Annotated in this window: 20 protein-coding genes; 12 read left to right on the top strand and 8 right to left on the bottom strand. The window is 67.6% G+C overall.

Annotated elements, in window-relative coordinates; genetic code table 11:
* Positions 1-2 precede the first annotated feature (2 nt).
* Genes coaE through ACTIEF_RS01620 form a run of 4 tightly spaced genes read right to left on the bottom strand, consistent with a single transcriptional unit; the run spans position 3 to position 2,936 of the window.
* The gene (gene coaE / locus ACTIEF_RS01605; protein WP_439470435.1) at positions 3-644 is read right to left on the bottom strand and encodes a dephospho-CoA kinase; all 642 of its coding nucleotides are present in this window, start codon (positions 642-644) and stop codon (positions 3-5) included.
* The gene (locus tag ACTIEF_RS01610) at positions 641-1,438 is read right to left on the bottom strand and encodes a shikimate dehydrogenase family protein (RefSeq protein ID WP_439470436.1); all 798 of its coding nucleotides are present in this window, start codon (positions 1,436-1,438) and stop codon (positions 641-643) included. The genes coaE and ACTIEF_RS01610 overlap by 4 nt, the downstream gene beginning before the upstream one ends.
* Complete coding sequence (locus tag ACTIEF_RS01615; RefSeq protein ID WP_439470437.1) at positions 1,435-2,067, bottom strand: Maf family protein; 633 nt, start codon at positions 2,065-2,067, stop codon at positions 1,435-1,437. Before ACTIEF_RS01615 ends, ACTIEF_RS01610 begins: the two co-directional genes overlap by 4 nt.
* Positions 2,067-2,936: a pyruvate, water dikinase regulatory protein gene (locus ACTIEF_RS01620; protein WP_439470438.1), complete on the bottom strand. Its 870-nt coding sequence runs from the start codon at positions 2,934-2,936 to the stop codon at positions 2,067-2,069. Before ACTIEF_RS01620 ends, ACTIEF_RS01615 begins: the two co-directional genes overlap by 1 nt.
* A 507-nt stretch (positions 2,937-3,443) precedes the next feature.
* Between ACTIEF_RS01620 and hemE the strand changes: the two genes are divergently transcribed.
* From hemE to rho, 4 genes are all read left to right on the top strand, one after another.
* Positions 3,444-4,490, top strand: coding sequence for a uroporphyrinogen decarboxylase (gene hemE / locus ACTIEF_RS01625; RefSeq protein ID WP_439470439.1), 1,047 nt, complete (start codon positions 3,444-3,446; stop codon positions 4,488-4,490).
* Between the two features lie 8 nt (positions 4,491-4,498).
* Positions 4,499-5,548 carry a ferrochelatase gene (hemH, locus tag ACTIEF_RS01630; protein WP_439470440.1) on the top strand — a complete coding sequence of 350 codons (1,050 nt, stop codon included), beginning with the start codon at positions 4,499-4,501 and terminating at the stop codon, positions 5,546-5,548.
* Complete coding sequence (locus tag ACTIEF_RS01635) at positions 5,545-6,015, top strand: CopD family protein (protein WP_439470441.1); 471 nt, start codon at positions 5,545-5,547, stop codon at positions 6,013-6,015. The genes hemH and ACTIEF_RS01635 overlap by 4 nt, the downstream gene beginning before the upstream one ends.
* 368 nt (positions 6,016-6,383) lie before the next feature.
* Entirely contained in the window at positions 6,384-7,790 is a 1,407-nt protein-coding gene (gene rho / locus ACTIEF_RS01640) for a transcription termination factor Rho (RefSeq protein WP_439470442.1), read from the top strand.
* Positions 7,791-7,849: 59 nt separating this feature from the next.
* Here rho and ACTIEF_RS01645 read toward each other — a convergent pair whose 3' ends face one another.
* A complete protein-coding gene (locus tag ACTIEF_RS01645) occupies positions 7,850-8,839 on the bottom strand; it encodes a quinone oxidoreductase family protein (protein WP_439470443.1) in 990 nt (329 codons plus the stop codon).
* Between the two features lie 64 nt (positions 8,840-8,903).
* Between ACTIEF_RS01645 and ACTIEF_RS01650 the strand changes: the two genes are divergently transcribed.
* From ACTIEF_RS01650 to ACTIEF_RS01685, 8 genes are all read left to right on the top strand, one after another.
* Entirely contained in the window at positions 8,904-9,137 is a 234-nt protein-coding gene (locus ACTIEF_RS01650) for a DUF6489 family protein (protein WP_439470444.1), read from the top strand.
* Positions 9,134-10,438 (top strand): tRNA uridine-5-carboxymethylaminomethyl(34) synthesis GTPase MnmE, encoded by a 1,305-nt coding sequence (mnmE, locus tag ACTIEF_RS01655; protein WP_439470445.1) that lies wholly within the window; start codon positions 9,134-9,136, stop codon positions 10,436-10,438. The genes ACTIEF_RS01650 and mnmE overlap by 4 nt, the downstream gene beginning before the upstream one ends.
* Before the next feature lie 158 nt (positions 10,439-10,596).
* Complete coding sequence (gene mnmG, locus ACTIEF_RS01660; protein ID WP_439470658.1) at positions 10,597-12,453, top strand: tRNA uridine-5-carboxymethylaminomethyl(34) synthesis enzyme MnmG; 1,857 nt, start codon at positions 10,597-10,599, stop codon at positions 12,451-12,453.
* A 53-nt stretch (positions 12,454-12,506) separates the two neighbouring features.
* Positions 12,507-13,079 carry a 16S rRNA (guanine(527)-N(7))-methyltransferase RsmG gene (gene rsmG / locus ACTIEF_RS01665; protein ID WP_439470446.1) on the top strand — a complete coding sequence of 191 codons (573 nt, stop codon included), beginning with the start codon at positions 12,507-12,509 and terminating at the stop codon, positions 13,077-13,079.
* On the top strand, positions 13,063-13,875 hold the full coding sequence (locus ACTIEF_RS01670; protein WP_439470447.1) for a ParA family protein: 813 nt from the start codon (positions 13,063-13,065) through the stop codon (positions 13,873-13,875). The genes rsmG and ACTIEF_RS01670 overlap by 17 nt, the downstream gene beginning before the upstream one ends.
* A gap of 30 nt (positions 13,876-13,905) precedes the next feature.
* Entirely contained in the window at positions 13,906-14,793 is an 888-nt protein-coding gene (locus ACTIEF_RS01675) for a ParB/RepB/Spo0J family partition protein (protein ID WP_439470448.1), read from the top strand.
* Between the two features lie 6 nt (positions 14,794-14,799).
* Entirely contained in the window at positions 14,800-15,423 is a 624-nt protein-coding gene (locus ACTIEF_RS01680) for a class I SAM-dependent DNA methyltransferase (protein WP_439470449.1), read from the top strand.
* Entirely contained in the window at positions 15,420-15,605 is a 186-nt protein-coding gene (locus ACTIEF_RS01685; protein WP_439470450.1) for a hypothetical protein, read from the top strand. The genes ACTIEF_RS01680 and ACTIEF_RS01685 overlap by 4 nt, the downstream gene beginning before the upstream one ends.
* A 34-nt stretch (positions 15,606-15,639) precedes the next feature.
* Here the strand turns inward: ACTIEF_RS01685 and holA are convergent, their stop codons facing one another.
* Genes holA through leuS form a run of 3 tightly spaced genes read right to left on the bottom strand, consistent with a single transcriptional unit; the run spans position 15,640 to position 19,765 of the window.
* Positions 15,640-16,692 carry a DNA polymerase III subunit delta gene (gene holA, locus ACTIEF_RS01690; protein ID WP_439470451.1) on the bottom strand — a complete coding sequence of 351 codons (1,053 nt, stop codon included), beginning with the start codon at positions 16,690-16,692 and terminating at the stop codon, positions 15,640-15,642.
* A complete protein-coding gene (gene lptE / locus ACTIEF_RS01695) occupies positions 16,689-17,180 on the bottom strand; it encodes an LPS assembly lipoprotein LptE (protein ID WP_439470452.1) in 492 nt (163 codons plus the stop codon). The genes holA and lptE overlap by 4 nt, the downstream gene beginning before the upstream one ends.
* Entirely contained in the window at positions 17,177-19,765 is a 2,589-nt protein-coding gene (gene leuS / locus ACTIEF_RS01700; RefSeq protein ID WP_439470453.1) for a leucine--tRNA ligase, read from the bottom strand. The genes lptE and leuS overlap by 4 nt, the downstream gene beginning before the upstream one ends.
* Positions 19,766-19,821: the final 56 nt, after the last annotated feature.

The raw sequence follows: 19,821 nt of genomic DNA on the forward strand, positions 1-19,821 counted from the left end.
CCTTAATGGGCGCGTTCGACGTCTTTCGGAAGACCACGACCGGGCGGCGTCCAGCCTTCGGCCAGAACCATCCCCACGATTTCGGCCACCTGGGCGCGGGCGACGTCCAGACCCTGGCCGGTCTCCACCACGAAATCGGCGCGGCGGCGTTTCTCGGCGTCCGGCATCTGGCGCGACAGGATGGCCTCGAACCGTTCGCGGGTCATGCCGCGCCGGGCCAGAACCCGCTCGGCCTGCACTTCCGGCGGGGCGCTGACCACCACCACCGCATCCACGGCGGCGTCTCCGCCCGTCTCGAACAGCAGGGGGATATCCAGCACCGCCAGCTTCACACCCCGTTCGCGGGCCGCGATCAGGTCGTCGGCCCGGCCCTGCGCCACCAGCGGATGGACGATGGCTTCCAGTCTTTTGAACGCCTGATCGTCACGGCCCAGCGCCTCGGCCAGCCGGGTGCGATCCACGGCGCCGTCCATGACCACGCCGGGGAAGGCCGCGCCAATGGGGCCGACCGCGGCGCCGCCGGAGGCATAGAGCCGATGAACCGCCTCATCGGCGTTCCAGATCAGGGCGCCGTGCTCGGCGAACATGGCCGTCGTCGTCGACTTGCCCATGCCGATGGAGCCGGTGAGGCCGAGCAGGATCATGCGGTCTCTCCCAGCCGGGCGAGGGCGGCTGCGCGAACATCCACGGGCGGCGGCGCAAAGCCGAACAGGGCCTCGAACGACGGGCGAGCCTGACCGATCAGCATGGCCAGACCATCCACCGTCGTCAGCCCGCGCGCCAGACCGGCGGCGAGGAAGGGGGTGATCAGGGGCTTGTAGGTCATGTCCATCAGGACGGCGTCGTCGCGCAGGGCGGCGATATCGATCTCGGGCCGGACGCTGAGGGCGTTGACGATCAGGGCGGCGTCGCGGACGGCGTCGGGATCGGCGACCGAGCAGCCCAGTTCGACCGACAGGGTTTCGGCGCGTTCGCGCGTCCGGTTCAGAACCGCGACCTCGGCCCCGGCGGCCTTCAGCGCCACGACGGCGGCCCGAGCCGCCCCGCCCGCGCCCAGCACGACGACCGATGCGCCCTTGGCGTCGAAGGCGGGCGCCTGTTCGGACAGGGCCAGCATCAGGCCCTGGCCGTCAGTGCTGTCGGCGGACAGGCGGCCATCCTCGAAGACCAGAAGATTCGCCGAGCCGCAGGTGCGGGCCGTCGGGCTGACGACATCAGCCGCCGCCAGCGCCTGTTCCTTGAACGGAGCGGTGACGTTCAGACCCCTCAGATTGCCCGCCCGCCCTGAGGCGATCAGGTCCGCGAACCCGGCCTCATCCTGCGGCCCGAAGGCTTCATAGGCGGCATCCAGCGCCGCCGCCTCGATCCACAGGCCATGGAGGAGGGGACTGAGTGAATGGCTGATCGGCTGTCCGGCGACCCCGGCGCGGATCGTCATGCGGTCAGGATCCCGGCCCGGCGCAACTCGGCCAGAACCGGCCACAGGGGCATGCCTAGGACGGTGAAATAGTCGCCGTCGATGCGGTCGAACAGTTGGGAGCCCATGCCCTCCAGCTTGTAGGCGCCGACGCTGGACAGCAGGCCCTCGCCCTCGCGCGCCAGATAGGCGTCGAGGAAGGCGTTGGAGAAGTCGCGCACCTGCATGGCGGCGGTGTCCACGCCGGACCAGACGATCTGGCCGTTGTGCGCCAGGGCGGCGCCGGAATGCAGATGGTGGGCCTTGCCCCGCATGTCCGACAGGCGGGCGCGGGCTTCGTCCAGACTTTTCGCCTTGGAGATCAGGCCGCCGTCGAAGGCCAGGGTCTGGTCGGCGCCCAGCACCCAGGCGTCGCCGTCGGGGCGCGAGACCGCCAGAGCCTTCACCCGGGCCAGTTCCACCGCCAGCCCGGCAGCGTCTGCGGGATCATGCACGGCCTTGACCGCGTCTTCGTCCACGTCGGCGACCTGTACGGTGAAGGGTACGCCCGCATTCTCGAGCATGGCCCGGCGGGCGGCGCTCTTCGAGGCGAGGATCAGGCGTTCCCCGCGCTCATGTAGCCCGCCGGGCGTTAGCGCATGATCTGTCACTACCAGCCGGCTCCCATCCGCTTGGTGCGGCGCTCGTTCAGGACATTGATGATGGCCGCGGCGGTTTCCTCGACCGAACGGCGGGTCACGTCGATGACCGGCCAGCCCCGGCGTTCGAAGGCCCGGCGCGCCTTGACCGTCTCCTCGCGCACGGCGTCGTGGTCGATATAGGCCGAGGCGTGGTTGGCGTTCAGCCCGTCCAGACGGTTGCGGCGGATCTGTACCAGACGGTCCGGCGAGACGGTCAGGCCGATGACCAGCGGATTCTTCAGCTGGACCAGGCGCTCGCCATCTTCCTGTCCGGGCACCAGGGGCACATTGGCGGCGCGGATGCCGCGGTGGGCCAGATAGATGCAGGTCGGGGTCTTTGACGTACGGCTGACCCCGCACAGGACCACATCGGCGGTCTCGAGCTGTTCGGTAGCGCCCTGGCCGTCATCATGGGCCATGGCGAAGTCGAGTGCGGCGATCCGGTCGAAATATTCCGAGCTCAGGGCGTGCTGGGCGCCGACGCGCGGGGCCAAGGCCGCGCCGAGATAGCGGGACAGGACGGTTTCCAGCGGATCCAGGGCCGCGATCTGGGGCATGTCGAGCTTGCGGCAGCCTTCCTCCAGTTGTTCACGCAGGTCCCGGTCGACGAGGGTGTGCAAAACCACGCCCGGCGCGGCGGCGATCTCGTCCAGCACCCGCTCCATCTGCCGGTCCGAGCGGACCAGGGCGTAGATGTGCTCGATTGGGATAACACCGTCGAAGCGGGCCACCACGGCCTTGGCCATGGCGTTCAGCGTCTCGCCGGTCGAGTCCGAGACCAGATGGACGTGGAAATAGGTGGCGAGGCGTGAGGCGCCGGCGGGACGGCCCGGGTTCATCGCGAAAGACTCATCGGGATAACGACCCCGCGAACGGGGACTCCTGTGGACGAGGCGGGGCGCCGTTCGGTTCACGACCGGGCGCCGATCTCTATAGCCGCCCCCGTCGAGGGTCGCGAGCGGGGATGAAGGTGGATCGGCGCCGCAGGTTTCTCCCCGGTCATCCACCGACACGGGGAGAGGCGACGGCGGCTTGTGGAGGAACCCTGATCGCCGGGATCGGCGCCCAGACCCGACCGTCCCCCAAACGCCCGGAATCCCCCGATGTTAAGGTCTTGTTAATAGTTATCCCCGGTATCGACAGGTCGGACCGGGTCTGTCGATCGCCCTGTGACTGAATCCGGACAACCCGTCCGAAGACGGCCGATTTGACCGGCTTGTCCCCGTCATCCCCGGCCCAATCCACTTCTTTCCATCCTTTTCAAATTTGAATGTTTGGGAAGGGAAGGGGTGCGACACCGGCCTGGGCTTGAGCCTGTCCCCGCCCCCCGGTAAGCCGACGATCAAATGACGACCCAGCCTGACACCCCCCTGTTCCTGAAAGCCCTTGCCGGAGAGACGACGTCTCGTCCGCCGGTCTGGTTCATGCGTCAGGCCGGGCGATACCTGCCGGAATACCGGGCGCTGCGGGCGACGACGCCGGGCTTTATCGAGTTTTGTCACGATCCTGAGAAGGCCGCCGAGGCGACGCTTCAGCCGATGCGCCGTTTCGGCTTTGACGCGGCGATCGTGTTCGCCGACATCCTGCTGATCCCTCGGGCTCTGGGGCAGGACGTGTGGTTCGAGGCGGGGGAGGGACCCCGGCTGGGCGAGATGCCTTCGGTCGAGGCCATGCGGGACAAGGCCGAGGGGGCAGGGGAGAGCCTCAAGTCCATCGGTCAGACCCTGAGCCTCGTCCGTGAACAGCTGGACCCCTCCAAGGCCCTGATCGGCTTTGCGGGCGCGCCGTGGACGGTGGCGACCTATATGCTGGACGGCGTGGCCCGGACCATCGGCAAGGGTGAGCGGGCGCAGGCCCGGACCTATGCCTATGCCGAGCCGGAGAAGGTCGCGGCGGTGCTGGACGTTCTGGTCGAGGCGACGGCCCATTATCTGAAGATGCAGGCCGACGCCGGGGCGCAGACGCTGAAGATCTTTGAGAGCTGGGCCGAGGGCCTGCCGGACGATCTGTTCGAGAGCCTGGTCCTGCAGCCGCACATCAAGCTGGTGAAGCGGGTGCGCGAACTGGGCGTGACCACGCCCCTGATCGGCTTCCCGAGGGGCTCGGCGGCGCTGGCCGAACGTTATGCGCGTGAGGTCGAGGTGCAGGGCGTGGCGCTGGACACCGCCTGTCCCATGCCAGTCGGTCAGGCCGTGCAGAAGATCAAGACCATCCAGGGCGCGCTGGATCCGCTGCTGCTGCGCGCCGGCGGGCCGCTGCTGGATAAGCGGGTCGATCAACTGCTCGAGGCCTGGGGGCAGGGTCCGTGGATCTTCAACCTCGGTCATGGGATCATGCCGGACGTGCCGATCGCGCATGTCGAGCAGGTGCTGAAACGGATCGGCGCGCAGTGATGGAAGAAATGGGGACCGGTTTGAAAGGCCGTCGCATCGCCGTTGTCCTGTTCAATCTGGGTGGGCCGGACGATCAGGCCTCGGTGAAGCCCTTCCTGTTCAACCTGTTCAATGACCCGGCCATCATCGGTCTGCCGGGCCTGTTCCGGACGCCGCTGGCGAAGCTGATCTCCAGTCGCCGCGAGACGAGCGCCCAGGCCAACTACGCCCTGATGGGCGGCGGCTCGCCCCTGCTGCCCGAGACGCGGAAACAGGCGGATGCGCTGGAAGCCGCGCTCGGCGCCCGCCTGCCGGACGATGAGGTGAAGACCTTCATCGCCATGCGCTACTGGCATCCGCTGACGGAGGAGACCGCGGCGGACGTGGCGGTGTTCGGGCCGGACGAGATCGTGCTGCTGCCGCTCTATCCGCAGTTCTCGACCACCACGAGCGAGAGCTCGCTGAAGCGCTGGAACGAGGTCTATGCGGGATCGGGCGTCAGCCGCACTGTCTGCTGCTGGCCCGAGGCGCCGGGCTGGATCGAGGCGCAGGCCGAACTGGTGAAGGGCAAGCTTGCGGAAGCGGGCGACAGGCCGGTCCGCGTCCTGTTCTCGGCTCACGGCATCCCCGAGGTGCTGGTCGCGAAGAAGGGCGATCCCTATCAGGAGCAGATCGAAAGCACCTGCGCCGCCATCGCCGCCCAGGCCGGTCTGACCGACTGGGTGGTCTGCTACCAGAGCCGGGTCGGGCCGATGAAATGGCTGGGCCCCTCGACGGTCGAGGCCATCGAACAGGCGGCGAAGGACGGCGTCGGGGCGGTTGTCGCCCCCATCGCCTTCGTCTCCGAACACGTTGAGACCCTGGTCGAGCTGGACATCGAATACGGCGAGCTGGCCCACGGCTTGGGCGTTTCGCCCTATCTGCGGGTCCCCGCCGTCGGTGTAACGGCGGCCTTCATCAATGAGCTGGCCGAGGCGGCGGTCGGGGCGCTTGCGCGAACCGGCGTCGCGCCGCACGGTCCCGGCTGTCGCGCGGACTGGAAGGCCTGCCCGCGCACCTGCGAGCGGAGAGCGGCGTGAACACCTATGACGTGGTCCGGGGCCTGCACATCCTGGCGGTGATCGCCTGGATGGCCGGAATGCTCTTCCTGCCGCGCCTGTTCGCCTATGACGCCGAGCAGAACGCCAGGGCCGAGCCGCTGAAGTCCGAGATGCAGGGCCTGCTGCGCGTCTGGCAGACCCGCCTGCTGCGCATCATCATCAACCCGGCGATGATCCTGGCCTTCCTCTTCGGCGCCTGGCTGTTCTGGCTGCGCAGCGGGGGGGGGGCGGACTGGAGTTTCGCCCACCAGCCGTGGATGGTGACCAAGCTGGTCGGCGTCTTCCTGCTGGCCGGCTGGCACGGCTTCCTGGCCGGGCAGCGCAAGAAGATCGCTGCCGGGACCTCGAAATACTCCGGCAAGTTCTGGCGCATGACCAACGAGATCCCATTCGTCCTGGCCATCATCATGGTGCTGTCGGTGACGACGGAGTGGACGCTGGGGTAGAGCCCCTTCCCCTCGAGGGGGAAGGGGTTGGGGATGGGGTGACGGCGCGCTCTCAAGGTGAAGAGCGCGAGAGGCGGTGACACCTCACGGGCTGGTCCTGAAATGCACTGCATCCACCCCCACCCAACCCTCCCCCCTCGAGGGGGAGGGCTAAGGCCGCGCTTGACCTGACCCCCGGAACCATGGTTTCGCTGGTCGCGAACCGGTCTTGGCCCTCTGCCGGACGGTCCCTCTCTCCTCGCGATGCCTGCCGGATCGACCCTGCGGGACCCCATCGCACCTCCTGCCGGCCGCAAGGCCAACATCGCCAGCCGGACCCGACCTCGCGCCGCGAGCGTCCGGGCGTGCACGCCAAGAAGTAGACTCCCATGACCGACGTCCGCGACACCGATCCGACCTCGCCCGAGACCGAAACCCTCGACGAAACCTCCAACGAGGTCTCCGCCGCCGATCTGCCGATGGTCGATCAGGAGGCCGATGAGGACGAGGACGGCGAACCCATCGTCCCGAACGGCCGCATCACCCTTGCCGAGCTGAACGCCAAGACGCCGGAAGATCTGGTCGCCTTCGCCGAGGGCCTCGAGGTCGAGAACGCCTCGAACCTGCGCAAGCAGGACCTGCTGTTCGCCATCCTCAAGGCCCTGGCCGAGGAAGAGGTCGAGATCATCGCCGACGGCGTGCTGGAAATCCTGCCGGACGGCTTCGGCTTCCTGCGCAGCCCGGACGCCAACTATCTTCCGGGCCCGGACGATATCTATGTCTCGCCGTCGCAGATCCGCCGCTTCGGCCTGCGCTCGGGCGACACCATCCACGGCGCGGTCCGCGGCCCGCGCGAGGGCGAGCGCTACTTCGCCCTGCTGAAGGTCGACACCATCAATCTCGAAGACCCCGAGATGGTGAAGACCAAGGTCCTGTTCGACAACCTGACCCCGCTCTATCCCGAAGAGCGGATTCACATGGAGATCCAAGACCCGACCCTGAAGGACCGCTCGGGCCGGGTCATCGACATCGTCGCCCCGCTCGGCAAGGGCCAGCGCTGCCTGATCGTCGCCCCGCCGCGCGTCGGCAAGACGGTCATGCTGCAGAACATCGCCAAGTCGATCGAACGCAACCACCCGGAAGTCTTCCTGATCGTCCTGCTGATCGACGAACGTCCGGAAGAAGTGACCGACATGCAGCGCACGGTGAAGGGCGAGGTCATCGCCTCGACCTTCGACGAGCCGGCCACGCGCCACGTCGCCGTCGCCGAAATGGTGATCGAAAAGGCCAAGCGTCTGGTCGAGCACAAGAAGGACGTCGTGATCCTGCTGGACTCGATCACGCGTCTGGGCCGCGCCTACAACGCCACCGTCCCGTCGTCGGGCAAGGTGCTGACCGGCGGTGTCGACGCCAACGCCCTGCAACGCCCGAAGCGCTTCTTCGGCGCCGCGCGGAACGTGGAGCAGGGGGGCTCGCTGACCATCATCGCCACCGCCCTGATCGACACGGGCTCGCGCATGGACGAGGTGATCTTCGAAGAGTTCAAGGGCACCGGTAACTCGGAAATCGTGCTGGACCGCAAGGTCGCCGACAAACGCATCTTCCCGGCCATCGACGTGCTCAAATCCGGCACCCGCAAGGAAGACCTCATCACCCCGAAGGACCAACTGGCCAAGACCTATGTCCTGCGCCGCATCCTCAACCCGATGGGCCCGCAGGACGCCATCGAGTTCCTGCTCGACAAGCTGCGCCAGTCCAAGAACAACGCCGACTTCTTCCAGTCGATGAACACCTGACCGGCGACCGCCGGACGGAGAAGAAGGAGGCCCCGGAGCGATCCGGGGCCTTTTCTGTTTCAGGGGATCAGCAGGGTCGACCCGGTCGTCTTGCGACCGGCCAGGGCCTCATGCGCCTCGCGCACTTTCGTCAGCGGGAAGGTCTGGCCGATCTCGACCTTGACCGCGCCGGAGCGGATGACCGCGAACAGGGCGGCGGCGCTGGTGTCCAGTTCCTCAACCGTGGCGACATAGTCGAACAGGGTCGGCCGGGTGACATAGAGCGAGCCGCCGCGCGATAGGCGAAGCGGATCGAACGGCGGGACCGGACCCGACGCATTGCCGAACAGGATCAGGGTGCCGCGCCGCTTCAGGCTCGCCAGGGACGCCTCGAAAGTGTCCTTGCCGACGGAGTCAAAGGCGACGGCGACGCCACGACCCTCGGTGATGTCCTTCACGCGGGCAGCCACGTCTTCGTGATCATAGAGAATGGCATGGTCGCTGCCGTGAGCCTTGGCCAGTTCGGCCTTGGCCTCCGATCCGACCGTGCCGATCACCGTTGCGCCCAGAGATTTCGCCCATTGGCCGAGGATCAGGCCGACCCCGCCGGCGGCGGCGTGGAGCAGAACCTCGTCGCCCTGTTTCACGTGAAACGCGCGGTTGACCAGAAACTCGGCGGTCATCCCCTTGAGCATGACGGCAGCCGCGACCTCCAGACTGATGTCGTCCGGCACGGAGACGGCGGTGCTCTCGGGCATCAGATGGAATTGGCTGTAGGCGCCGACCGGGGCGGTGGCGGTGGCCACGCGGTCACCGACCTTGAACCGGGTGACGCCCTCGCCGACCGCCTCGACCACCCCGGCGGATTCCTTGCCGAGGCCGGACGGGAGGGGCAAGGGATAGAGGCCGGTGCGCTGATAGATGTCGATGAAGTTCAGACCGACCGCGACGTTGCGGATCAGGATCTCACCGGGCCCGGGCGAGGGAACGGGGACCTCGACCAGATCCAGAACCTCCGATCCTCCGTGGCGTTCGAAACGGACGGCGGTCTGGGTCGAGGGGAGGGACATCAGGGCGGTTCCTTTGGGTGGCCGACTTGGCCTAAGACTAGGCCTCTGAGATTGGAGCGGCCGCATGAAAATCAACGTCGAGATCGACTGCACCCCCGCCGAGGCGCGCGCCTTTCTGGGCCTGCCCGACGTGACGCCGCTGAACGACGCCATGGTCGCCGAGATGCAGAAGCGGATGGAGGCCAATGTCGCCGCCATGCAGCCCGAAGAGCTGATGAAGACTTGGACCAGCTTCGGCCTGCAGGCGCAGGACCAGTTCCGTCGGATGATGGAAGGGGCGGTGGGCTCCGCCAAGTGATCGACACCGTCTTCGCCCTCGCCACCCCGCCTGGCCGCGGCGCGATCGCCATTGTGCGGCTTAGCGGTCCGGACACGGACGCGGCCCTGACCGGTCTGGGCGCCGGAGGCCTGAAGGCGCGGATGGCCTCGCTGCGGACCCTGACCCATAAGGGCCAAGTGATCGACCAGGCGCTGGTGCTGCGCTTCCCCGGACCCAATTCCTACACTGGCGAGGACTGCGCCGAACTGCATCTGCACGGTGGTCGGGCAGTCGTCGAGGCCGCGTCCAAGGCGCTGATGGCGCTAGGTCTGCGGCCGGCTGATCCCGGCGAGTTCACCCGCCGGGCGTTCGAGAACGGGCGGATGGATCTGGCCCAGGCCGAGGCCGTGGCCGATCTGATTGACGCCGAGACGACGGCGCAGGCTTCACAGGCGTTGGGCCAGCTGGATGGCGCGCTGGGCGCGGCCTACGCCGGTTTCCGCCGGGACCTGCTGAAGGCCCTGGCGCTGGTCGAGGCCGAGATCGACTTTCCCGATGAAGAGGTGCCGGACAACCTGGCGCGCACTGCGGGACCGGTTCTGGACGGGCTGATCGCTGATCTGAAAGCCGCCCTGGCCGACGCCGGGCGCGGCGAGCGGGTGCGGGAAGGCTATCGCATCGTCCTGATCGGCGAGACCAACGCCGGCAAGTCATCCCTGTTCAACGCTCTGGTCGCGCGCGAGGCGGCCATCGTCACCCCCATCGCCGGCACCACCCGCGATGTGCTGGACGCCGACCTGATCATCGGCGGCTATGCGGTGACCCTGTCCGACACGGCGGGTCTTCGCGACAGCGACGATCCGGTCGAAGCCGAGGGCGTCCGTCGCGCGCGGGTTCGGGCCGAACAGGCCGAGCTGCGTCTTTGGGTCCGGGCGCCCGGCGATGTGGACGGGGTGGCGGCGGAGTATGCCCGAGCGGACGATCTGGTCGTGCTGACCAAGGCCGACCTCGGGGCCGCGTCCGTAAACGGCCGCGAGGCCCTGGTCGTCAGCACAACGACGGGGGAGGGGATGGCGGCTCTCCACGACTGGATCGCCGCCCGTCTGGCGCGCGATCTGTCCGGCGCCGACTTCCCGGCCGTCACCCGTGAACGCCACCGCCGTCGTCTGGAGGAGGCCTTGGTCTCGGTCGAGGCAGGCCGCCGTGCGCTCGATCTGGCGCCGGAGATGGCAGGCGATGACCTGCGTCGGGCCGCTGAGGCGTTGGCCCGGGTGACCGGCGCCATCGGGGTTGAGGACATTCTCGGCGAGGTCTTCTCTACGTTCTGCATCGGGAAGTAGGTGGTGAGCGAGGAGTGTTAGTGAGCAACGGGGTGAGCGGAGTATGGTGTTTCACGTGAAACAGATGGTCTTCTCCACAGGCCCACTTCTTGCTCACCAGCTCTTTTCACCCTGTGGAGCCGGTGGAAATTTCGCGCCGTTTCGACTATGTCCCGGCGATGAAATCCTTTGATGTCATCGTCATCGGCGGCGGACACGCCGGGTGCGAGGCTGCGGCCGCCTCGGCACGCAACGGCGCGCGCACCCTGCTGCTGACCCAGAAACTTGAGACCATCGGCGAGATGTCGTGCAACCCGGCCATCGGCGGTCTGGGCAAGGGCCATCTGGTGCGCGAGATCGACGCCCTGGACGGGGTGATGGGCCGGCTGGGCGATGTGTCCGGCATTCAGTTCCGCCTGCTGAACCGCTCCAAGGGGGCGGCGGTGCAGGGGCCGCGCAGCCAGATCGACCGCCGCCTCTATCGCGAGGCCATGCAGGCCGAACTGGCCCAGACCCCGAACTTGGAGCTGATGGCGGGCACGGCCGAGCGGCTGATCCTGGACGGGACCCGCGTCACCGGCGTCGTCACCGGAGATGGGGTTGAACTGTCGGCGGGCGCGGTCGTGCTGACGACGGGCACCTTCCTGAACGGCGTCATTCACAAAGGCGACGAACGGACTCCGGCGGGCCGTCACGGCGAGGCGCCGTCGACGGGCCTGGCCGCCGACCTTTATGGCGCCGGCCTGCAGATGGGCCGTCTGAAGACCGGGACCCCGGCGCGTCTCGACGGCCGGACCATCGCCTGGCATCGGCTGGACGCCCAGGCGGCGGACGAGGACCCGGTCCCGTTCAGCTTCCTGACTGACCGGATCACCGTGCCCCAGATCACCTGCGGCGTGACCCACACCACGGAAGAGACCCACCGGATCATCGCCGAGAATATCGGCGAAAGCGCCGTCTATGGTGGTCACCTGTCTGGGCGTGGCCCGCGCTACTGCCCCTCCATCGAGGACAAGGTGGTGCGGTTCGCCGACAAGACCTCGCACCAGATCTTCCTCGAGCCCGAGGGGCTGGACGATCCGACCGTCTATCCGAACGGCATTTCGACCTCCGTATCAGATGGGACCCAGCTGGCCTTCCTGCGGACGATTCCGGGTCTGGAGCAGGTCGAGGTGTTCCGCTTCGGCTATGCGATCGAATACGACTATGTCGATCCGCGTGAACTGAGCCCCGCGCTGGAAGTGAAGAAGCGCCCAGGCCTGTATCTGGCGGGCCAGATCAACGGTACGACCGGCTATGAGGAGGCGGGCGCGCAGGGCCTCTTGGCCGGGCTGAACGCCGCGCGCGCCGCAGCCGGCTCCGACCCGATCGTCTTCGGACGTGACCAGGCCTATATAGGGGTGATGGTCGATGACCTGGTCACCAAGGGGGTCACCGAGCCCTACCGGATGTTCACAAGCCGGGCCGAGTATCGCCTGACCCTGCGGGCCGACAACGCCGACCAACGGCTGACCCCGCTGGGTATCGCGGCGGGTGTCGTGGGCGCGCGTCGGGCCGAAGCCTATGCCGCCAAGGCCGCTGAACTGGCCGCCGCCAACGCTGTTTCACGTGAAACGCTGTTCACGCCCAAGGAAGCGGGCGAGCTGGGGATGAAGGTCAATGCCGACGGTCAGCGCCGGTCGATCCGCGATCTGTTGTCCTTCCCGGGTGTGACGCTGAACACCTTCCTGCCGGTCCGGCCGGACATCGCCGATTGGTCGCGTCAGGTGCGCGAGCAGATCGAGATTGATGCGGGCTATGCGGGCTATCTGGACCGCCAGGCCGCCGATGCCGAAGCGCTGCGCCGGGAAGAGGCCTTGGCCCTGCCGGTCGATCTCGACTACGCGGGCATTGGCGGGCTGTCGAACGAGGTCCGCGAGAAGCTGAACCGGGTCCAGCCCCGGACCCTGGGGCAGGCGGGCCGCATAGAGGGTATGACCCCCGGAGCCCTGACGGCCCTGCTGTCACACGTGAAGAAGGTGAAGGCGGAAGCGTGAGTACCTATGATGCCGCCGCCTTTCAGGCGGAGTTCAACGCGACCCCGGCCCAGATGGGCGATCTGGAACGGTTCGTCGTCCGGCTGACCGAGGCCAATGCGGTGATGAATCTGATCGGGCCGGATACCCTGCCGGATGTCTGGAGCCGCCACTTTCGCGATTCCGCCCAACTGCTCGACATGGCGTCCGAGGCGAAGAGCTGGGCAGACCTTGGCGCGGGCGCTGGCTTCCCGGGTGTTGTGCTCGCGATCATGCTCAAGACGGATCCCAAGAGCCACGTCTGGCTGATCGACAGTCTGGGCAAACGGTGCCGATTCCTGCAGGAGGTGGTCGACGCCCTGTCCCTTCGGGCGACGGTGATCAATGGCCGGGCCGAGGACAATGCGGTGACGGTTCACGTCGTGACGGCCCGGGCCGTCGCGCCGATGGAAAAGCTGTTGGGCTATGCACAGCCTTATCTACAGCGCGGCGCCCAGGGATTGTTCCTGAAGGGTGAAAAGGCCGAGGTTGAGGTGGCAGAGGCCCGCAAGGTCTGGCAATTCAAGAGCGACCTCACCGTCTCGCGCAGCGATCCGCGCGGCCGCATTGTATCTGTTCGGGGCATCAGCCGTGTCAAAAACTGGTAAGACCCGCGTCCTCGCCGTTTCCAATCAGAAGGGCGGGGTGGGCAAAACGACCACCGCGATCAACCTCGGCACGGCCCTGGCCGCCATTGGCGAAAAGGTGCTGATCGTCGATATGGACCCGCAGGGCAATGCCTCCACGGGTCTGGGTGTTCCACGTGAAACACGGCGGGTGACCATCTACGACGTCGTGGTGGACAATCGCTCGGTCGATGACGCCGCCGTCCAGACGACCGTCCCCGGCCTCTTCATCATTCCGGCTGATGCCGACATGTCGGGCGTGGAAATCGAGTTGAGTCAGGCGGATCGCCGCTCGTTCCGTCTGCGCGACGCTCTGGCGGGGCAGGGGCGTGATGGGCAGACCCGGTATGACTACGTCCTGATCGACTGCCCGCCGTCCCTGAACCTGCTGACGCTGAACGCGATGGCTGCAGCCGACGCCGTGCTGGTGCCGCTGCAGTGCGAGTTCTTCGCGCTGGAGGGCCTTACCCAGCTGATGAAGACCGTGGACATGGTGCGCCAGAGCCTTAACCCGGCTCTGGAAATCCAGGGTCTGGTCCTGACGATGTATGATCGCCGCAGCGCCCTGTCGGGGCAGGTGGCCAATGATGTGCGCAACCACTTCGGCGACAAGGTCTATGACAGCGTCATTCCGCGCAATGTGCGGGTGGCCGAGGCGCCGTCATTCGGCAAGCCCGCCCTGATCTACGATCTGAAATGCGCGGGCAGCCAAGCCTATCTGAAACTGGCGCGTGAGGTGGTGGCGCGCGAGCGCAAACGCCTGAAGCAGGCCGCCTGAAGACCAAATTAGAAGAACGGAATCAGCATCTTGAGCGAACGTCAGCGCGGCCTGGGCCGGGGATTGTCAGCCCTTCTGGGAGAACAGGCGGCGGAGGCCGTGCCGGTTGACGGTTCGCCGGCGCCCGCGGGCGTGCGCATCGTCCCGATCGAGAGCCTGAAGCCGAACCCGGACCAGCCGCGCAAGATCTTCACCCCGGAAATCCTTGAGGAGCTGGCCGCCTCGATCCGCGACAAGGGCGTGTTGCAGCCGATCCTCGTCCGCCCGCAGCCCGGCGAAGACGGGATGTGGCAGATCATCGCCGGTGAACGCCGCTGGCGCGCCTCGCAGATGGCCCGTCTGGCCCAGGTGCCGGTCGTGGTGCGCGAGATGGACGACGTCGAGGTGTTCGAGGTCGCCATCATCGAGAACGTCCAGCGCGCCGATCTGAATCCGCTGGAAGAGGCCGACGCCTACCGCATGTTGATGGAACGCTTCGGGCGGACGCAAGATGCAGTGGCCGGTATCGTCGGCAAGAGCCGCAGCCACGTCGCCAACACCCTGCGTCTGCTGCAACTGCCCGAAGAGGTGCTGTGGTATGTGCGGCAGGGCAAGATGAGCGCCGGCCACGCCCGCGCCCTGGTCAATGCGCCGAACGCCCCGGCCCTGGCCGACCAGATCGTCAACGACGGCCTGAACGTGCGTCAGGCCGAGGCCCTGGCCCGTCGGGATCAGCAAGGGCCGAAGCCGGAGAAGGCGCGAGCGGGCCGTTCGGACGGCGAAGGCTCGGCCGACGTCGCCGCGCTGGAGCAGGATCTGGCCGACGCCCTGGGCCTCAAGGTCCAGCTGGCGGACAAGGGCGGCAAGGGCGAGATCACCATCCGCTACGGCACGCTGGAACAGCTGGACGACCTCTGCCGCCGCCTGATGCGGGGCTGAGAGGCCATGGCGGGGCCGGCGGACGAGGTCATCGATCTCTACAGCCGCCGGGCCGCCGACTGGGACGCGGATCGCGGACGCGATCTGACGACCGAGAAGCCCTGGTTGGACGCCTTTGTGGCCCATGTTCCGATGGGCGGGCAGGTCCTGGATCTCGGCTGTGGCTCCGGTGAGCCCGTCGCGCGCTATCTGATCGAACAGGGCAGGGCGGTGACCGGCGTAGACAGCTCTGCCGGCGCTGTCAGCCTGTGCCGCGAACGGTTTCCGGACCACGACTGGATCGTTGGGGACATGCGCGGGCTGGATCTGGGCCGCGCTTTCGACGGCCTGATCGCCTGGCACAGCAGCTTCCATCTGACCCGCGACGATCAGAGGGCCCTGTTCGGCGTTTTCGCGCGCCATCTCCGCCCCGGCGGGGTGCTCATGTTCACCTCAGGCGATCAGGACGGTGAGATCGTGGGCCAGTGGCGGGGAGAGCCCTTGTTTCACGCCAGCCTGTCTTCGGCGGAGTACCGCCAGCGGCTGGAGGAGACCGGGTTCGAGATTCTCGACCACGTCGTAGGCGACTATGGGCGCGGCGGCGTGACGGTCTGGCTCGCGCGGCTCGGGGATGGCAGGATGGGCGAATGACCGACAAGCCCGTCAATCCGACCGCCGAAGCGATGAAGAAGGCGCTGGCCGCCAAGAAGGCCGGCGCCGCCGCGCCCTCCAGCGGCGGCTTCAAGCCCGCCCAGCACGCCGAAAAGGCCATGGCCCATCAGAGTAGCGCGGCCAACAAGCCCGCCTTCCGCAAGGCGTCGAAGCGGGGCTGATCCGCTTCAAGTAGCGCAACGCGCGATAGGCGAATTAAAGCCCCAGCCGTCGCGCCCGGGCTGAGATCTCGAGGATCAGGCGTTCGGCGATCAGCTGGTCGGGCGAGCCCGTGGTCTTGGTGGCGATGTCGGCGGCGTTGACGCTGTCCAGCACCTTGTCGAGGTCGTCCAGACGCCAGTTGCGGGCCTGACGCAGCATCTCCGCCTCCTGCTTCCAGAACACCCCCGCGGCCTTGGCGGCCTCCTTGGCATTGGCTCCGTTCGCCTGAAGAATATTGATTCTCCTCAGCTTTCCGAGGTGGATCGAGGCTTGTCTCACGGCCATGACAGGGCTCTCGCCCTCGGCGAAGGCGCGGCGCAGGCCGCTTTGGGCCGGACCGGGGCGACCGCCGAAGGCCTGTAGCGCCGCATCCTGCAGGGAGGCGTCGGGCTCGACCCCCAGATGCAGCTCCAGCTCGGGCGTATCGATGCTGCGGCCGCTGCCGGGGCCGATGTAGAGGATCAGCCGCTCGATCTCCTGCCGCATCAGGCCGCGTTCGCGGGGCAGGCGGGCGACGAAGCGGTCCAGGGCGTCCGAGGTCAGGCCGACCTTGTCCGCCGCCAGCGCCTCGCGCGTCATCCGGGCCACGTCGCCGGTCTCGTCCTCATAGCAGGCGATGCCCACGGCGGCCTTGTCGGCCTCGGCGGCCTTGCGCAGGGCGGAGTCGCGGCCCAGCGCCCCGGCCTCGATGACCAGCATGCAGTCGGGATTGAAGTCGCCCGCCGCGTGGCTCTTCAGCGCCGCGGCCAGCATCTTGTCGATCGACGCCTTCTCGTTCGACAGCCGCACGCGCACCAGACGACGCCCGCCGATCATGCTCAGCGCCGTCAGGGCCTCGTCCAGCCGGGTTTCATCACCGTCGATGTCGCTGTCCGTCAGGACCGTGACGTTGAAGGGGTCGTTCAGGTCGGGGGTGATCGCCTTGCACAGGATCTCGGCCCGCTCGGCCACGCCGGAACGGTCCTTGCCGTGGATCACGGCGGCCCGGACGCCCTTGTCCGGGGTCTTCAGAAAGCGATCGACCTCGGGCCGTTTCGCCAGGATCACGGGTTGGACAGGGTCCGGAGGAGGTCGAGCCGGATCAGGCGGGCCAGTTCGGCCGCGGCGCGCTCTTCGCCATCCTGCTGGGCGGCGATGGCGGCGTAGGGCTGGTCGGCGGCGGCGTAGGTGGTGGTGACCGTCTCGGTTCCGGTGATCGGCGTGGCGCCGCCGGTCGCCGGCGTCAGCGTCCAGGTCCCCTTCACCGTCAGCTCATAGCGGGTGGCGGTGTCGTCGATCCGGCGACCCAGCGGGCGGCGCGACTGCTCGATGGTGGTCTCCAGCCGCCACAGAGGCGGCTGGGCGCCGTCGCGGCCCAGCGTGTCCTCGAGCTGCTCGCGCACCCGATAGCCCAGACGGTCGTTCTGGGTGGTCACGGCGATGCGCGACAGGGAGGTCCCCGCCGCGCTGTCGCCGTAAAGGGGCGTGAAACCGCAGGCCGAAAGTCCCGTCAACGAGACAAGCGACAGGGCGAGGACGGCGAGACGGGTTTTCATCCGGCGACCACCACGTTGACGATGCGGTCCTTGACCACGACGATCTTCTTCACGGTCAGACCCTCCAGTCGCGCCTGAACGTCCGGATCGGCCATGACGAGGGCCTCGACCTCCGCCGGCTCCAGTCCCCGGGCGACGCGGATTTCGCCGCGGCGCTTGCCGTTGACCTGGATGGGCAGGACGACCTCGTCATCGGCCGCCAGCGCCGGATCATACTCCGGCCAAGGCGCGTCCAGGATCATCCCCTCTTCGCCCAGTCGCGTCCAGCCTTCCTCGGCCAGGTGCGGGGTAAAGGGGGCGACCAGACGCAGCAGGGCCGACAGGGCCTGACGACGGGCGTCGCCGCCAGCCTTCGGGTGATCCCGCACGGTGGCGACGAAGGCGTAGAGCTTGGCGATGGCCGAGTTGAAGCGGAAGCCGGTGATGCCTTCCGACACCGCCTTGATGGCCTTGTGGGTCTCGCGCAGCAGGGAGGCGTTGGCGTCGGCTTCGCCGGCGAAGGCGGGGTCATAGCCGTCGACCTCGGCCCAGACGCGCTGGACAAAGCGGCTGGCGCCCTCGACGCCGCCGGGGGTCCATTGCACGTCGCGCTCGGGCGGGCTGTCCGACAGGACGAACAGGCGACCGGCATCGACGCCGTAGGTGTCGACGATCTCCTGCGGAGCAACCACATTCTTCTTGGACTTCGACATCTTCTCGATGTCGCCGATGGTCAGCATTTCGCCGGTCGACAGCTGACGCGCCGAACGCTTGCCGTTGTCATTGGTCAGATCGACGTCGGTCGGCTCGACCCAGGCGCCGTCGGCGCGGCGGTAGGTCTCATGGACCACCATCCCCTGGGTGAACAGTCCGGCGAAGGGCTCCTTGACCGTCATCAGGCCCGCATCGCTGAGAGCGCGGCTGATGAAGCGGGCGTAGAGCAGGTGCAGGACCGCGTGCTCGACGCCGCCGATGTACTGATCGACCGGCAGCCAGTGGTCGGCGGCGCTGCGCGAGATCGGCTCGGCCGCGGTCGGATCGGTGAAGCGGGCGAAATACCAGCTGGAGTCCACGAAGGTGTCCAGGGTGTCCGTCTCGCGGGTCGCGTCACCGTGACACGTCGGGCATTTGACGTGCTTCCAGGTCGGATGACGATCCAGCGGATTGCCCGGCTTATCGAAGGTGACGTCCTTCGGCAGCTCGACCGGCAGCTGGTCGGCGGGGACCACGCCGCACTTGTCGCAGTGGATCACGGGGATGGGACATCCCCAGTAGCGCTGACGGCTGACGCCCCAGTCGCGCAGGCGATAGATGGTCGCGCCCTTGCCCTGATCAGCAGCTTCCAGACGGCGGATGGCCTCGGCCTTGGCGGCCTCGACGTCCAGACCGTTCAGGAAGTCCGAATGGAAGATGGCGCCAGGGCCGGTGTAGGCCTCGTCGCCGACCGAGAAATCGTCGCCCGCGCCCTCAGGTCTCACCACCGGGATAACCGGCAGCTCGTACTTTGTGGCGAATTCGAAATCGCGCTGGTCGTGGGCCGGACAGCCGAAGATGGCGCCCGACCCGTAGGTTGACAGGACGAAATTGGCCGCCCAGACCGGCACGGTGCGCGACGGATCGAACGGGTGCTGGACGCGGACGCCCAGATCGACGCCCAGCTTCTCGGCTTTCTCGATATCGGCCTCGCTGGTGCCAGAGCGGGCGCAGGCCTCGATGAAGGCCTGAACCTCGGGGCGATGCTCGGCGATGGCCTTGGTCAGCGGGTGATCCGCCGACAGGGCCAGGAAGCTGGCCCCGAACAGGGTGTCCGGCCGGGTGGTGTAGACCTCGATCGGATCGCGGGCGTGGTTCGGCCCGCCTTCCGGCGACGTCGGCAGGAAGTCAGGCGCCTCGGTGATCGACCACCACAGGGTCGCGCCCCGGCTCTTGCCGATCCAGTTCTCCTGCATCAGGCGAACCTTCTCGGGCCAGCGGCCTTCCAGCTCCTTCAGGCCTTCGATCAGGTCGTCGGCGTAGTCGGTGATGCGCAGGAACCACTGGTTCAGCTTGCGCTTCTCTACAGGTGCGCCAGAGCGCCAGCCGCGGCCGTCGACCACCTGCTCATTGGCCAGGACGGTGTTGTCGACCGGATCCCAGTTGACCACCGAATCCTTGCGATAGACCAGGCCGCGCTTCAGCAATTCCAGGAACCAGGCCTGCTGCTTGCCGTAGTAGGCCGGGTCGCAGGTGGCGAACTCGCGGCTCCAGTCCAGCGACAGGCCCAGCAGCTTCAGCTGGTCGCGCATGTTGGCGATGTTGGACCAGGTCCAGTCGCCCGGATGAATGCCGCGCTCGATGGCCGCGTTCTCGGCGGGGAGGCCGAAGGCGTCCCAGCCCATGGGGTGCAGGACTTCAAAGCCCTGGGCCCGCTTGGAGCGGGCCACCACGTCGCCCATCACATAGTTGCGGGCGTGGCCCATGTGGATGTTCCCCGACGGATAGGGGAACATCTCCAGCACATAGTATTTCGGCTTTCCGGTCCCCTCGGTGGGGGTGCGGAAGGCGTCGGCGGCCGCCCAGCGGGCCTGCTGGCGGGGTTCGGCGGTCTTGGGCTCGTATCGGGCCACGGGAATCCTTGAGGCGTCGCTCCTTAAGGGCGCGCCTTGAGGAGGCTGTGGTCGTG

This window comes from Brevundimonas sp., assembly GCF_051858995.1.
Taxonomy (GTDB): Bacteria; Pseudomonadota; Alphaproteobacteria; order Caulobacterales; family Caulobacteraceae; genus Brevundimonas.